Source organism: Shewanella eurypsychrophilus, from assembly GCF_007004545.3.
GTDB lineage: Bacteria > Pseudomonadota > Gammaproteobacteria > Enterobacterales > Shewanellaceae > Shewanella > Shewanella eurypsychrophilus.
On record NZ_CP045503.2, the window covers coordinates 5,517,245 to 5,531,551 of the forward strand.

15 protein-coding genes are annotated in these 14,307 nt (G+C 45.4%); all 15 read left to right on the forward strand.

Annotation, left to right across the window (positions count from 1 at the left end; all coding sequences use genetic code 11):
* The first annotated feature begins 4 nt into the window (after positions 1–4).
* The 15 genes from FM038_RS23645 (at position 5) to FM038_RS23715 (ending at position 14,296) form a co-directional block, all read left to right on the forward strand.
* Positions 5–871 (forward strand): DUF3014 domain-containing protein, encoded by an 867-nt coding sequence (locus FM038_RS23645; protein ID WP_142873519.1) that lies wholly within the window; start codon positions 5–7, stop codon positions 869–871.
* Between the two features lie 258 nt (positions 872–1,129).
* Positions 1,130–1,846 (forward strand): beta-ketoacyl synthase chain length factor, encoded by a 717-nt coding sequence (locus FM038_RS23650; RefSeq protein WP_142873518.1) that lies wholly within the window; start codon positions 1,130–1,132, stop codon positions 1,844–1,846.
* Positions 1,818–2,630 (forward strand): lysophospholipid acyltransferase family protein, encoded by an 813-nt coding sequence (locus tag FM038_RS23655; protein WP_142873517.1) that lies wholly within the window; start codon positions 1,818–1,820, stop codon positions 2,628–2,630. Before FM038_RS23650 ends, FM038_RS23655 begins: the two co-directional genes overlap by 29 nt.
* Positions 2,630–2,884: a phosphopantetheine-binding protein gene (locus FM038_RS23660; RefSeq protein WP_142873580.1), complete on the forward strand. Its 255-nt coding sequence runs from the start codon at positions 2,630–2,632 to the stop codon at positions 2,882–2,884. The genes FM038_RS23655 and FM038_RS23660 overlap by 1 nt, the downstream gene beginning before the upstream one ends.
* An 8-nt stretch (positions 2,885–2,892) precedes the next feature.
* Positions 2,893–3,141, forward strand: coding sequence for an acyl carrier protein (locus FM038_RS23665; RefSeq protein ID WP_142873516.1), 249 nt, complete (start codon positions 2,893–2,895; stop codon positions 3,139–3,141).
* Positions 3,141–3,689 (forward strand): COG4648 family protein, encoded by a 549-nt coding sequence (locus FM038_RS23670; protein ID WP_142873515.1) that lies wholly within the window; start codon positions 3,141–3,143, stop codon positions 3,687–3,689. Before FM038_RS23665 ends, FM038_RS23670 begins: the two co-directional genes overlap by 1 nt.
* A complete protein-coding gene (locus tag FM038_RS23675; RefSeq protein WP_142873514.1) occupies positions 3,686–5,050 on the forward strand; it encodes an AMP-binding protein in 1,365 nt (454 codons plus the stop codon). The genes FM038_RS23670 and FM038_RS23675 overlap by 4 nt, the downstream gene beginning before the upstream one ends.
* A complete protein-coding gene (locus FM038_RS23680) occupies positions 5,043–5,414 on the forward strand; it encodes an ApeI family dehydratase (RefSeq protein ID WP_142873513.1) in 372 nt (123 codons plus the stop codon). The genes FM038_RS23675 and FM038_RS23680 overlap by 8 nt, the downstream gene beginning before the upstream one ends.
* On the forward strand, positions 5,414–7,129 hold the full coding sequence (locus FM038_RS23685) for a glycosyltransferase family 2 protein (protein WP_142873512.1): 1,716 nt from the start codon (positions 5,414–5,416) through the stop codon (positions 7,127–7,129). Before FM038_RS23680 ends, FM038_RS23685 begins: the two co-directional genes overlap by 1 nt.
* Entirely contained in the window at positions 7,130–8,692 is a 1,563-nt protein-coding gene (locus FM038_RS23690) for an HAL/PAL/TAL family ammonia-lyase (protein ID WP_142873511.1), read from the forward strand.
* Positions 8,689–9,141, forward strand: a complete 453-nt coding sequence (locus tag FM038_RS23695; protein WP_142873510.1) for an acyl-CoA thioesterase — start codon at positions 8,689–8,691, stop codon at positions 9,139–9,141. The genes FM038_RS23690 and FM038_RS23695 overlap by 4 nt, the downstream gene beginning before the upstream one ends.
* A complete protein-coding gene (locus FM038_RS23700) occupies positions 9,141–9,929 on the forward strand; it encodes an outer membrane lipoprotein carrier protein LolA (RefSeq protein WP_142873509.1) in 789 nt (262 codons plus the stop codon). Before FM038_RS23695 ends, FM038_RS23700 begins: the two co-directional genes overlap by 1 nt.
* Entirely contained in the window at positions 9,926–12,358 is a 2,433-nt protein-coding gene (locus tag FM038_RS23705) for an MMPL family transporter (RefSeq protein WP_142873508.1), read from the forward strand. Before FM038_RS23700 ends, FM038_RS23705 begins: the two co-directional genes overlap by 4 nt.
* Positions 12,358–13,620: an NAD(P)/FAD-dependent oxidoreductase gene (locus FM038_RS23710; RefSeq protein WP_142873579.1), complete on the forward strand. Its 1,263-nt coding sequence runs from the start codon at positions 12,358–12,360 to the stop codon at positions 13,618–13,620. The genes FM038_RS23705 and FM038_RS23710 overlap by 1 nt, the downstream gene beginning before the upstream one ends.
* A 10-nt stretch (positions 13,621–13,630) precedes the next feature.
* A complete protein-coding gene (locus tag FM038_RS23715; RefSeq protein WP_142873507.1) occupies positions 13,631–14,296 on the forward strand; it encodes a DUF3261 domain-containing protein in 666 nt (221 codons plus the stop codon).
* Positions 14,297–14,307 lie beyond the last annotated feature (11 nt).

Sequence of the window (14,307 nt, forward strand, 5' to 3'; positions counted from 1 at the left end):
TTACATGCAAGTCAACCAAGAAGATAGAATCGCACCGCAAGAGAAGTCAGCTAATACTAATACCTTAGCAATCGTTGCCGTTGCAGTTGCCGCACTCATTGCTGGTGGCGCGTATTACTACTTAAACAGCGACGAACCGACCCCAATTCCAGAGCCACTTCCGCTACAAATACCTGAAATGACTCCCGATGAGCCCATTGAGATTATCGCCGCTATTCCAGAACCTGAAATAGTTGAAGTTACCCAAGCAGAAGTGGTTGAAATTGACCCCTTACCTCAGGTCGAACCTTTACCTAGCTTAAGCGAAAGCGATGGCTACGTGCATAACAAAACAGTGGTCATGGCCGACGGCATGAAGATTGAACCTCTGTTAGTCGAGGAGAACCTGGTGAGACACTTTGTTGTCTTTATCGATAACCTGGCTCAAGGCGAGTTAGCCAGAAAGGTTAGCCCGCTCAAAGCACCTAATCGTAGCTTTACCGTTTCTGATATCACCAACAAAACTTATCTAAATCCAGATAGTTACCATAGATATGATCTCTATGCTGATTTTATTACCCATTTAGATGAGCAACAGCTCGCGGCAACTTATAAAGATCTGACTCCTCTTTTAGCTGAGGCCTTTGAAGAATTAGGTTATAGCAAAATAAGCTTTAATGAACGTATGCTAGAAGCTATTGACGTCATGCTAGCTGCGCCAATTATAGAGCAACCAATCGAATTAGACGGGATCAGTGTTAACTATCAGTTTGTCGACCCTCAGCTAGAGGCTTTGCCTAATGCGCAAAAACTACTGGTTCGCATGGGCCCTGAAAACACCAAGAAAGTTAAGGCTGCGCTACGTAAACTGAAGAAGCATCTAGATAACTAAAGCGCGCTCAATTAACCCAAATACCCGTAGTATCGTACTACGGGTGACCCACACCAATACTACACAGCTGCATACATAGCCGTAACAGCTGTATCTCAAAACACTTCATCATCTGAGTTATTCTAGTGTAGAATAAGCAAAATTGGCGAGCTAGCTACTGGTCAGAGAATCTTGATATTTAAACTTCTCTTTCACAGCTAAATTTTCAGCATTTGTAATTAAAACACAAACTTAGAATAGTGTCAGAGGCAGTTTAAAGTGCAGTTAAAATTTAGCATTTGTTCATGGGGAGCTTGGTCTCCTCAATATCAACAGAGTCAAGATTGGCAACAATGGAAAGATAATTCTCTAAGCCAACATACAGACCTGCCTGATGCCCCCAAACTAGCCCAAATTCCAGCGATGAAAAGAAGGCGCTTTAGTCGTCTGACAAAAATGCAGCTCGAAGCAGCTTTCCAAACCGATGCGCCTCAATCATGCCGGACAATATTCTCATCGAGACACGGAGAGCTAGAGCGAACTTTAGGCCTGCTCGACAACATTGTCACTCAAGAGCCATTGTCGCCAATCGCGTTCAGTCAATCGGTACACAATACCGCGAGTGGTATTTATAGCATTCTCAAGGAAAATAGAGCTGCATCAACCTCTATTGCTGCAGGTGAAGAAAGCCTGCCACAGGCTCTATTCGAGGCATTTGCCCAACTGACAGACGATCCTTCACCGCTATTATTAGTGTTTGCCGATCAGCCAGTACCTGGAGTTTATTCACAATTTGTCGAGGAACCCGAACTGCCATTATCCATGGCCTTCTTGCTGACTCTTGTCGATAACCAAAGCCCAGCGCCTGAATTAGTCATAACACCAGCCCGCGAACAGGCCAAGATAAGTTATGGCCAATTGTTACATAGCTTAGCCAATAAAAAGTCATTAGCCGGAGACATGTGCAATTTCCACTGGGAAGTTCGCTTTGACTGATACAGCAGTAAAGTTAACAGGCGCTGCCTATATTCCCCGATGGATCGGAGGCGTTAGCTGCTATATCACCTTTGGGATCGGTGGTTTACTGAGTTCATTAACCATATTACCTCTGCTGAGGTTTTGGCCTGGGACTGAATTAGCACGTATTCGTCGAGTACAAAAAGCCGTGCACATTATGTTTCGTGGTTTTGTCCATATGCTAACTTGGACGGGTGTTATCAAGCTCAACCCCATAGAGACTGAACGACTAAGTTCAGCCAAGGGTCTAGTTGTGATTGCTAACCACCCAACACTTGTCGATGTCGTCGTGTTAATCAGCCTAATGCCCAACGCAGGCTGTATAGTGAAGCAAGGAATATGGCGTAATCCATTTATGCGTGGCGTGGTCGCTTGCGCTGGGTATATTCCTAATCGAGGTGCAGAGCTATTACTCGAAGATTGCAAACAGGTGTTAGAAAGTGGCACCAACTTGATTATTTTCCCCGAGGGGACTCGCACAGTTTTAGGCACCTGCATCAATGATTTTGCGCGAGGCGCCGCCAATATTGCACTAAGAACCAAGACAGACTTATTGCCTGTGGTTCTTCGTACCAATGCACCCGGCTTGAGCAAGCAACAAGCCTGGTATGAAATACCCCGTCGCACCATAGGGATGCGAGTCGAAGTAGGCGAAACCATCAGGCATATCAGGTATGATGCTAACGTCGGTGGCGATGCCAAAATGGCACGTCAGCTTACACGGGATCTGGAAGATTACTTTAAAACGAACTTAAAAAAATGATGAAACTACATAACGAAATAAAACAATTGATTATAGATTGCCTCGATCTCGAAGATGTCACTATCGATGATATTGACACTGATGCAGCACTTTTTGGTGAAGGTTTAGGCTTAGACTCTATCGATGCTCTTGAGCTTGGCTTAGCAATTAAAAAGCAGTTCGATGTCAAAATAGAAGCGAACTCTGATGCCACGAAAGCACACTTTTATAGCGTGGCGAGTCTAGCCAGCTTTATTGAATCACAGCGAGCTTAGGAGAAATTATGCAAAGCCGTGAAGACATTCTTGAAGCACTAACGCAAATTTTAGTCGATGAATTTGAGATCGATGCAGAGGATATTTCACCAGAAGCCTCTCTTTATCAAGAATTGGATTTAGACAGCATTGATGCCGTGGACTTAGTCATTAAGCTACAACAGATGACTGGCAAAAAAATAAAGCCTGAAGAATTTAAAACCGTACGCACAGTAGATGATGTCGTTACGGCTATCGAAGGGCTCGTTAAAGAGTAATGCGGTTATTCTTGCAAATAGTGACCAGTTTACTGCTGCTAGGTTACCCTTTAGCTGTTTATTTTGGGCTAAACTATTTGCCAGCTGGCACCATAGCTATGGTGCTTTGCTTTATCTTAATCTTGCGGTTATTGATTCAAAAACAGCAAGTCAAAGCCATGATATTACCTATCATAGTTGGGATTGGCCTAACAGCAGCAAGCTTCATAGCAAAGCAGCATGATTGGCTACTTTATTACCCTGTGGTTATTAACTTAAGTATGCTGATCCTCTTCGCTTACTCGCTTAAGTTAGGCCCAAGCATGATAGAAAAATTAGCCAGGTTAAAAGAACCTAACTTGCCTGACGAAGCGATACCTTATTTAAAAAAAGTCACCCTTATCTGGTGTGGCTTATTTGTGTTCAATGGCTCTGTCGCCTTATACACAGCAAATTTTTCCTCCCTGGAAATATGGACTCTGTATAACGGCCTTATTGCCTATCTACTTATCGGGTCGCTACTGGGTGGCGAGTGGTTGTATAGAACTATTTGGTTAAAGAAATCATGACAGAGTTACTAAAATCTTGGTTATCCAAGGGGCCATCGAGCCAACAACTGATCAGTTTTGACCATCATGATATTGTCACTGGTGGCGTGTTTACCTCTCAGGTTGCTCATATCCATGAGCAGCTAAGTCAATCATCATCTCAGCGTTGGTTGCTCGCCTGTGAAGCTAGCGATCTGTTTGCTGTCGGCCTATGCGCCGCACTATTAGCTGGCAAGCAGGTCATATTACCCGCCAATACTCAGCCCGGCAGCCTAAGTGAACTGAATAATGAGTTTGATGGTGTACTTTCCGATGTAGCACTGTGTGAAGATAAAGCTTTTGTCATGCTGAAAAAGGAGTTTCCCAGCTCCAAGTATGAGTGGCCAAGCCTAGATAAATTAGGCAAGTTGGTCTTATTTACTTCCGGCAGCAGCGGTCAACCCAAAGCGGTTTACAAAACGATTAAACAACTCGATACAGAAGTCAGCATTCTTGAGCAAACGTTTGCCGCACACCTGCCACACTGCAGCGTGATCTCAACCGTCTCTCACCAGCATATCTATGGCTTGCTATTCAAAATTCTTTGGCCACTGGCTGCCAGTCGTCCGTTTCTTAGCGATATCGTGGAATATCCCGAGACTTTAACTTACTACACCAGCCTTTTTCCTAACCTGTGCTTAATCAGTAGTCCGGCGCAGCTATCTCGTCTACCCGAGGCATTGGATCATGAGCAGATGATGAGATCGCCAAGTCTAGTCTTTAGTTCGGGGGGGCCATTAAGTTTTGAGGCCGCCCAAGGCATAACTCACTGCTATGGTCACCCTCCGATTGAAGTTTTTGGTAGTACGGAAACTGGTGGTATAGCCTATCGACGTCAGACTCAAACCGATCAACCTTGGCAAGCATTCAGTAATATACAGATCTCTCAAGATCCTAAAGATGGTGCATTAACACTACAGTCTCCTTACTTAGAAGATGATAACTGGCTCAGATGTGAAGACAAAATTGAGCTTATCGAACCCGGTATTTTCCATTTAGCGGGACGCTTAGATCGCATCATTAAGATCGAAGAGAAACGCGTATCGCTATTGCAGATGGAAAGCCTGCTTGAGGGACATCCCCTAGTCAGTCAATCTGCTCTCGTTATGCTGACAGAGCCCAGAGTTCAACTCGGGGCCATCATAGTGCTATCGGCTCAAGGTCAGGCCCATTTAGAAGCTGAGGGTAAGTTGAGTCTCAACAATGTGCTTAAAGCGCACCTGTTAACTCAATTTGAACGGGTCACCCTGCCAAGACGCTGGCGTTATCCTGACTGTCTACCGGTCAACAGCCAAGGTAAACGGGTGTTGGCACAACTCACTGAGTTATTCGATCATGATTAAATCTAGTCTTCCCCAAATTCTGTCTACGACATTAAGTGGTGAAAGCGTACAACACCGACTCAAGATCGCTGCTGATTTGCCATTTTTTAAAGGCCACTTTCCAGAGCAAGCCGTATTACCTGGTGTCACTCAGCTTGACTGGGCGATTCGTTTAGGTTGTCAGCATTTTGGCTATACACAGGATGTTGCAACGTTAGAGGTGCTCAAATTTCAGCAATTGATGCTGCCAGACTCTGAAGTCACTTTAGAGATCAGTGAAAATAAGGCTAAGACTAAGTTGATTTTCAGCTATTTCGACGATGAAAAACGCTTTGCTTCCGGCCGTATTGTGCTTAACTCTACAGATAAAATCGAGAACAGCTGATGCAAGTTGCATTAGTTATCCCCAATTACAATCATGTTGTCGCCATCGAGGAAACCCTCGAGAAGCTGGCACATCTGCAGTTGCAATGCTATTTAGTCAACGATGGCAGTAATGATGAAACCCGCTATATGCTTACTGCGTTAGCGAGTAAATACTCCTGGGTCACCCTGTTGCACCACCCATTCAATCGGGGCAAAGGCGCAGCAGTAACAACTGGCTTAAGAGCCGCCTACCGAGATGGCTACACTCATGCGCTACAAGTTGATGCCGATGGGCAGCACAACTTAGACGATATACCCGCGATGCTGGAAAAAGCAGAAACAGCTCCTGAGGCACTCATATCAGGTCTGCCTCAGTATGATGAGTCAGTGCCTAAGAGTCGTTACTACGCACGTTACCTCACCCATTTCTGGGTCTGGGTCGAAACCTTAAGTTTCGACATTCAAGACTCTATGTGCGGCTTTCGAGTCTACCCGCTCGCAGCAACAGAGAAGCTATTTCTTTCTTGCGCCTTAGGTGAACGCATGGATTTCGATATCGAAATCTTAGTCCGTTTGCACTGGCAAGGCGTACCTGTGCTCCACCTGCCGACTCAAGTCATCTACCCCGAAGATGGGATCAGCCATTTTCAGGGCTTATGGGATAACATACGAATTTCAAGCATGCATACCCGTCTCTTCTTCGGCATGCTGAAGCGACTTCCAGGGAAACTCTACAAAAAATGTCTATCTGAAGACTCAGATTCACATTGGTCAGGTATGGCTGAACGAGGTAACTATTGGGGAATTAAATTTCTCGCAGCTAGCTACAAGCTAGGTGGTCATTGGCTCTGCCGTCTTATTATGTATCCCGTTATCCTGTATTTCTTCCTGACCGGACGAACCGCAAGAGAGGCATCGAAGGGTTTTCTCACGAAAGTAAAAGCCTTCGATCCACAACAAACTCAACTTCAGGGTGATATTAGCTGGCGTCATAGCCTTAAGCATTTCTTCGCTTTCGGCAATGCAGCCCTAGATCGCATCGATGCCTGGTGCGACAGAATTCAGCTCAGCCAAGTTGATTTCCCCAATCGAGCACAGCTTGCCGATCAACTCGAAGCTGGACAAGGGGCGGTATTACTCGCTTCCCACTTAGGCAACCTCGAACTTTGTCGAGCGATCTCTATTCACCAAAAAAAGGTGAAAGTTAACGTGATGGTAATGACCGAAAATGCCGAAAACTTCAATCGAGTACTGAAACAACTCAATCCAGACAGCTCAATAAACCTTATCCAGGTCTCCGAATTAGGTCCGACAACCTCTATGTTGTTGCAACAGAAAGTAGAGGATGGTGAGCTAGTGGTTATCGCCGCAGATAGAACCTCATCAAATACTCAAGGTAGAGTGATTTACGCCCCTTTTATGGGTGAGCCGGCGCCATTTCCTCAAGGCCCTTTCATTCTTGCAGGCTTACTCGACTGCCCTGTATATCTGATGTTCTGCCTGCGCGAGCAAGGCCGCTACGTGGTCCATTTAGAAGAATTTTCAAACACGTTAAAAGGCCCAAGAAAAGGCCGCATGCAAAGGCTCGAAGAAGCCGTGAACAACTACAGCGCACGACTCGAATATTTTGCACGGCGTGAACCCTTGCAATGGTTTAATTTTTTTGATTTTTGGCGCAACGATGACGATATTCATCGCGCCAACTCTCAGGGTAAAGATAGGACAGATAAATAGATGACTCAGAATAATCAATCAAAGCCAGCGGACATGATTGTTCAATTTGGTCACAGGGCCTTAACCCTGGAAGATGTGGTGGCTGTAGCCAAAGGCGCCAAAGCAAAACTTAAAGACACGAGTGACTACCAGACCTATATTCAAAAAGGGGCTCGCTTTATCGACAGCCTCCTTAAAGAAGAAGGTGTGGTTTATGGTGTCACCACAGGTTATGGCGATTCATGTACCGTCACCGTAGGACTCGATCTTGTCCATGAGCTGCCGTTACATTTATTACGTTTTCATGGTTGTGGTCTAGGTGAAATATTTAGCCCTGTTCAAGCCAGAGCCGTTATGGCATGCCGTCTCAGCTCATTAGCCGTAGGGAAATCTGGCGTCAGTTACGAGTTACTGCAACGCATAGAGACCTTGCTTAATCTCGATATTGTACCTGTGATCCCAGAAGAGGGCTCAGTGGGTGCCAGTGGCGATCTGACCCCGCTTTCATATCTGGCAGCGGTACTTGTGGGTGAACGAGATGTGTTCTATCAAGGTAAACGCCAAGCCACTGCTGATGTATATGCACAACTCAACATCACTCCATTACAGTTGCGCCCTAAAGAGGGCTTAGCACTCATGAATGGCACCGCGGTTATGACTGCTCTTGCCTGCCTTGCATACGACCGCGCTCAATACTTGAGTCGTCTGGCTAGCCGCCTCACCGCGATGGCGTCATTAACGCTGAAAGGTAACTCGAATCATTTTGACGATATCTTATTTGCTGCCAAGCCGCATCCTGGACAAAACCAAATTGCCGCTTGGATCCGTGAAGACTTAAATCATTATGAACATCCGCGTAATTCGGACAGACTGCAAGACAGATACTCCATTCGCTGCGCACCACATATCATAGGTGTCATGCAGGATGCCCTGCCCTTTATGCGACAGTTTATCGAAACCGAGCTCAATAGCGCTAATGACAACCCCATTGTCGATGCAGAAGGTGAACACATACTCCATGGTGGTCATTTCTATGGCGGACATATCGCCTTCGTGATGGATTCGATGAAAAATACCGTGGCAAATATTGCCGACTTGATCGATCGTCAAATGGCACTGGTCATGGATCCTAAGTTCAACAACGGCCTCCCGGCTAACTTATCGGCTTCAACGGGTGAAAGGTGCGCCATCAACCACGGCTTTAAAGCAGTACAGATAGGTGTATCGGCATGGACTGCTGAAGCGTTAAAAAACACCATGCCAGCCAGCGTGTTCTCTCGCTCTACTGAATGTCACAATCAAGACAAGGTCAGCATGGGAACCATAGCTGCGCGAGATTGCATGCGGGTACTACAGCTCACAGAGCAAGTTGCTGCAGCAGCGCTATTAGCCATGACTCAAGGGATCAATCTGCGCATATTGCAAGATGAACTGTGCCAATCCTCACTCACGCCTTCCGTGGCCAAGACCTTAGAGCAAGTCAAAGCAGACTTTGAGTTATTAACTGAAGATCGACCACTGGAATCTGCTCTCAGACAAACCGTCGATAAAATTCAAGCCGGTCTTTGGGAAGTGTGTTCATGAGTAAGGCCATATTATCCACTGAAATAGAGATACTTATCCCTTTTCATGATGTTGATTCTATGGGAATAACCTGGCACGGAAACTACTTACGCTATTTCGAAATAGCCAGGTGCCAGCTGCTCGACCAAATTGAATACGGTTACCGTGAAATGCAAGATTCTGGCTATTCATGGCCTATCGTCGATCTGCAGATCAAATATGTACAGCCCAGTACTTTCGACCAAAAGGTCAAGGTGATCGCGTCTCTAGTTGAGTGGGAAAATCGCATAAAGATCAACTACCAAGTCAGAGATCTAGCCAGCAATAAACGCTTAACCAAGGGCTATACTATTCAGGCTGCAGTCGATGCAGTAAAGAATGAGATGTGCTTCGTGACGCCTGATATTTTCAGACAGAAGCTCGCTCACCTGCTCCCGGTCACAAAAGATCAAACACCTGGAGTCGGCTAATGAAAAGAAGCTTCAGATCTTACCTCAAAATAACTAAAGTAAAATTTTTGCTGCAGTCACTATTGCTGACCTTTATGAGTCATAGTTTAGCATTGGCCGAAATACCGACACAAACAGCTAATTTTGAGGCCTTATTTCAATCTGAAGTGAACAATCATCAGATAAAGCCTATCTCCGATAGACTGGAACTTGGTGAACATGCCAGAGGCAAGTTTACTCAATACCGCCAGCTCAAAGTACTTAAGAAACCCTTAGTCAGCCACGGCAGCTTTATTTTTGATGCGCAGCTTGGACTTGCATGGAAACAGGAACGCCCTTTCAAGTCGACATTAATTTTAAAAGATAATGAGTTAATTCAAATTGATAGTTCTGGTGAACTGCATGTATCGAAAGCCAGTGACAATCGAGGTGCTGGCGCACTGGCTCAGACTTTACCGCTCTTACTTAAGGCGCTGTTAAGTGGTGAACTGGAAACACTGGATAAGCATTTTCACTTCTATTTGCTAGCGAGCTCGGCCAACGCACCTTGGATGATTGGCCTGAAGCCTAAAGATCCTTTACTGCTCAAGGCTATTCCTCAGCTAGTGTTAGAAGGTGATGAACAGGTTACAGCCTTAACACTACTCAGCACCAATGGTGACAGTAGCAAAATAGAGTTTGAAGAGATCGATAATCAAGCCCTTTCTATCGAGGAGCAGCAACAGCTGTCACCCACCACTTCTGACACACAAGATAAGTCTTCTCAGACGATCACAGAGCCTGAACACAAGCCTAAGACAATATCATGATCGATAGATTGGCAAGCTTACTTGGGCAATGCTCAGCAAAGTTAAAGTTCATCCTCTGGATTGGATTCATCTCGATCATTGTGCTTATCGGCATATCTCTTTGGCAAAGCGGCGCTAAAGTTCAAAGCGATATCCTGGCCATGTTACCCAACATTCAAGAAGATCCACTCACTGAAGTCGCCCTATCTCGCGTTGAAGATCAGCTTGCTAATTCACTCTACCTTGGCTTTGTTTCAAATAATAAAAATCAAGCCATCAGCGCTGCAAAAAGTGCCATGGCAGAACTGAATCTCAATGGCAAAGGCACTTTTATCGATATAAAGAGTGCGGATATGACTCAGGTAGAGTCACTCAACGATTACTATTTTTCTCACAGATTCCAGCTGTTAACCCAGCAACAGGCTGATAGCCTGAAAAACGGCGAGCTGGAACAGATGATCGACCAGGCTGAGCAGCAACTTTATAATGCCTTTAGTTACGCCACCAGCACTCTAATAGCCAAAGATCCTCTGCTGCTTTACCCGCAAAACCTACAAGCCCTAGCCCCGAAACAGGCGCTTGAGGTACAGCAAGGCATACTGATTGCGAAGCTTGTAAATCAAGTCTCAAGTAAAGTGCCAAGCCAAGTGCCAACCCAAGACTCCAGTCCAAAATTTGTGGCAATCGTCATGGCGAAAGGTCTCGGTAGTGCCTTTAACCCTAAGGTTCAAGAGCAACAAATAGCCGTACTCAAGCAAGCTTTTGACAAGCTAATGCTTGAAGATAAAGAGATCGAGATACTCAAAGCTGGTGCACTTTTCCATGCCGTGGCAGCGACCATAAGTGCAAAAAATGAAGTCACCCGTTTAGGACTCGCTTCTCTCATCGGCGTAAGCCTATTAGTCTGGTTAGCATTTAGATCTTTTATGCCACTGGCTATCGCGTTATTGACTATTTCCAGCAGCATGTTAGTCGCAATAGTCATGACTTTACTGATATTTTCAGAGCTGCACCTGCTCACCTTGGTATTTGGCACCAGCTTAATTGGTATCGCCATAGACTATAGCTTCCACTTTTACTGCGAACGTCTGAATAAGCCTAAGGCCACAGCGAATCAAGTGACCCAAGGGATATTCCCTGCAATTTCACTCGCCTTAATCACCAGTGTATTAGCTTATTCCGCCATAGGATTAGCGCCATTTCCCGGCATGCAACAAGTCGCTATTTTCTGTGCATCCGGACTGGTTTCAGCTTATATAACCATAATACTCGCCTACCCATTACTCGCATCAGGCAAGCTACCAAAGGGTGACCAACGGCTGAAGTTTGCTGATAGCTACTTACAAAAAATCAATGACCTGTTAAGTCATCTTAATGCTAAAGGTTGGAGTCTACTCCTCATTACAAGCCTGCTAATCTCTGGATTAGGCATCACTATGCTGACAGCTGATGACGACATTCGTAACCTGCAGCAGAGCCCGCCAGAGATCCTTGAGCAGGAGTCTACGCTCAGACAATTACTTAGCGGTGGCACAGATAATCAATTCCTGTTAGTCAGAGGCGATAGCGAGCAAGCCTTGCTACAAAATTTACAAGCCCTAGCACCAAGGCTAAACAGTGCAGTCGAAAAAGCGTTAATTGGTAATGCCTTTAGCTTAAATAATTACCTGCCAAGTCATAAACAACAAGCTGATAATTACCGCTTACAGGGTGAGATTTACAGAGACAAATTAGACACGATCATTTCCCGATTAGGGCTTAACGATTCTCTTGCGCCTGCATTACAACAGGCCTACCAGTCAGCCGATGGGGAATATATCGATGCAGCTTCCTTTCTCAACTCTAAAGCTGGACAAGTCTTTGCCCCTTTATGGATCGAGCCATCGAAGACTCAAGCACAATATGGCGCCATAGTGCTACTTGGTGGTATCACTGATATCGATCAGCTCAAGCGTCACTTTGCAGATCTTTCCTATGTACAGCTAATCGATAAGGTCGGCGATATTTCCCTAGTAATGGGTAAGTATCGACAACTTACATTAATTTTATTGGCATTGGCTATGCTAGTGGCTGCGATAATATTTTCTACTCGATTCAATATCAAACTAGCCTGCTGCGTGATCGCTGTACCGGCACTTTCAGCCATCTTTACTCTAGCAATACTCGGATTTAGTGGCAGTTCTTTAACATTGTTTCATGCTCTCGCACTGATCCTCGTCTTCGGGATTGGGGTTGACTACAGTTTATTCTTCGCCGAATCGAAACAGCAAAGCCGAGGCGTAATGATGGCAGTGTTTATGTCGGCAACATCGACAATACTCGCTTTTGGCTTGCTGGCATTCAGTAGCACTCCTGCCATTCATTATTTCGGTTTAACCCTACTAATCGGAATAAGTTTTACCTTTATGCTATCCCCTTTTATTCAAACTTTTACAAGGATTTTTAAGTGATGCTAGTCACCAAACAAACCCAAGGTGCCCCTGCAACTTACGACGTTGCGATTATTGGTGCAGGTCCATCGGGTAGCATCGCCGCCAGCCTTTTACACCAGCAAGGAAAGCGAGTCATCGTCATAGAGAAGCAAGACTTTCCTCGCTTCTCTATCGGGGAAAGCCTTCTACCGGCTTGCATGCAGATCATCGCAGAAGCCAACATGCTTGAGGCGGTCAACAAGGCCGGGTTTCAATTTAAAAATGGTGCAGCTTTTAGTCATAAGGGTCAGAGTAGCCAGTTTGATTTCACCAATAAGTTTACCCAAGGACCAGGAACCACTTTTCAGGTCGAACGCGCGAGTTTCGATAAACTGCTTGCCGATACAGCGCAAAGCCAAGGCGTAGAGATACGCTTTGGTGAATCTGTAGAAGCAATCGATCTCAGCCAAGAGCCAAAGTTAACGATAAGAAACCGCGACGGTCAGGTTTATTCAATCCAAGCCAAGTACCTGCTCGATGCCAGTGGATTTGGCCGTGTACTGCCTCAGTTATTAGACTTAGAGAAACCTTCTAGCCTACCAAGCCGCACCGCAGTATTTACCCATATTCGAGACAATATCGATGCCAGCATCGCTGATAACGCTCATTTCGATCGACAAAAGATATTGATCAGCGTTCACCCTGAAAACAAAGATATCTGGTACTGGCTCATTCCCTTGGGCAAAAATCTCTGTTCCTTAGGCGTAGTCGCAGAGCCTCATCTTTTAGGGGATGCCAAACAAAATCTCCAAGAAGTACTGTTAAAGATGCTTAAGCAGGAACCTAGCCTAAATAAGCTATTAGCTAACGCCGAAATAACTCGAGAATGCGCATCACTCAAAGGTTATTCGGCGAATGTCAGCACGCTCGCCACTGATAAGTTTGCCTTGTTGGGCAATGCAGGAGAGTTTCTGGACCCAGTATTTTCGTCAGGCGTCACTATTGCGATGCAATCAGCCTCAATGGCGGCTAAATGTGTTGTCAGACAACTCAATGGTGAGCAACTAGATTGGGACACTGAATACGCAAAACCATTAATGCGCGGTGTGGACACCTTCCGCACTTATGTGGAGGCTTGGTATGACGGGCGATTTCAGGACGTGATATTTTTCGATAAACCCGATGAGAAGATTAAACAGATGATCTGCTCTATTCTTGCGGGCTATGCTTGGGATGAAGCCAACCCCTTCGTCAATGACTCAGAGCGACGCTTAAACATGATTGTCGAACTCTGCCGATAAGGGCGTTAACATGAACTCATCAATCATACTCTCAAACTGCAAACACAGATTAGATACAGCGATAACTCTAGGCATACTATTTATCATCTCAATCATGCTTGCAGGCTGTAGTCATACCGTTCAGAGGGAGACCTGTGTGGCACTCGCCAAAGACGTGAGCTATTGCCTGGCACCTATTCCCTTGGATGGCGCTGAAGACAACTGGATACGTTCAGCGACACAGAAAGCAGAAATTAAGGTCGATGCATCACGACATGAACTGATGACACAGTTAGAGATAGACCCAAATAATCTGACCTTAGTCGGACTCGCGCCGTTAGGCCAGGCACTGTTCACGTTAATCTATGATGGCCAAAACTTAACTAGCGAACAAAGCATTTTACTCGGCAGTGAATTTAAAGCCGAGTATCTACTCGCAATGATACAGTTGATATACTGGCCTGAAGAGGCGGTAAATGCACATTTACGAGGTGCAAAGATCATCTCAATCGACTGTGCTGCACCAAGCTGTCGAACAATATATGCTAACTATGATGCTTCATTAAACGTACTCAGTAATAGTCGCCACGATGACACTGTTTTGAATATCGAGTACAGTCATAAGAATAAGTGGCAAGCCGAAATTAAATTGAATATACCTCAAGCTAACTTCGAGCTTAAGATCACACCAATTTGAGCCCTCGGTAT

Coding starts and splice junctions, on each gene's coding strand:
- FM038_RS23645 (WP_142873519.1), top strand. CDS start 5: ATGCAAGTCAACCAAGAAGATAGAATCGCACCGCAAGAGAAGTCAGCT.
- FM038_RS23660 (WP_142873580.1), top strand. CDS start 2,630: ATGAAACTACATAACGAAATAAAACAATTGATTATAGATTGCCTCGAT.
- FM038_RS23665 (WP_142873516.1), top strand. CDS start 2,893: ATGCAAAGCCGTGAAGACATTCTTGAAGCACTAACGCAAATTTTAGTC.
- FM038_RS23670 (WP_142873515.1), top strand. CDS start 3,141: ATGCGGTTATTCTTGCAAATAGTGACCAGTTTACTGCTGCTAGGTTAC.
- FM038_RS23675 (WP_142873514.1), top strand. CDS start 3,686: ATGACAGAGTTACTAAAATCTTGGTTATCCAAGGGGCCATCGAGCCAA.
- FM038_RS23680 (WP_142873513.1), top strand. CDS start 5,043: ATGATTAAATCTAGTCTTCCCCAAATTCTGTCTACGACATTAAGTGGT.
- FM038_RS23685 (WP_142873512.1), top strand. CDS start 5,414: ATGCAAGTTGCATTAGTTATCCCCAATTACAATCATGTTGTCGCCATC.
- FM038_RS23690 (WP_142873511.1), top strand. CDS start 7,130: ATGACTCAGAATAATCAATCAAAGCCAGCGGACATGATTGTTCAATTT.
- FM038_RS23695 (WP_142873510.1), top strand. CDS start 8,689: ATGAGTAAGGCCATATTATCCACTGAAATAGAGATACTTATCCCTTTT.
- FM038_RS23700 (WP_142873509.1), top strand. CDS start 9,141: ATGAAAAGAAGCTTCAGATCTTACCTCAAAATAACTAAAGTAAAATTT.
- FM038_RS23705 (WP_142873508.1), top strand. CDS start 9,926: ATGATCGATAGATTGGCAAGCTTACTTGGGCAATGCTCAGCAAAGTTA.
- FM038_RS23710 (WP_142873579.1), top strand. CDS start 12,358: ATGCTAGTCACCAAACAAACCCAAGGTGCCCCTGCAACTTACGACGTT.
- FM038_RS23715 (WP_142873507.1), top strand. CDS start 13,631: ATGAACTCATCAATCATACTCTCAAACTGCAAACACAGATTAGATACA.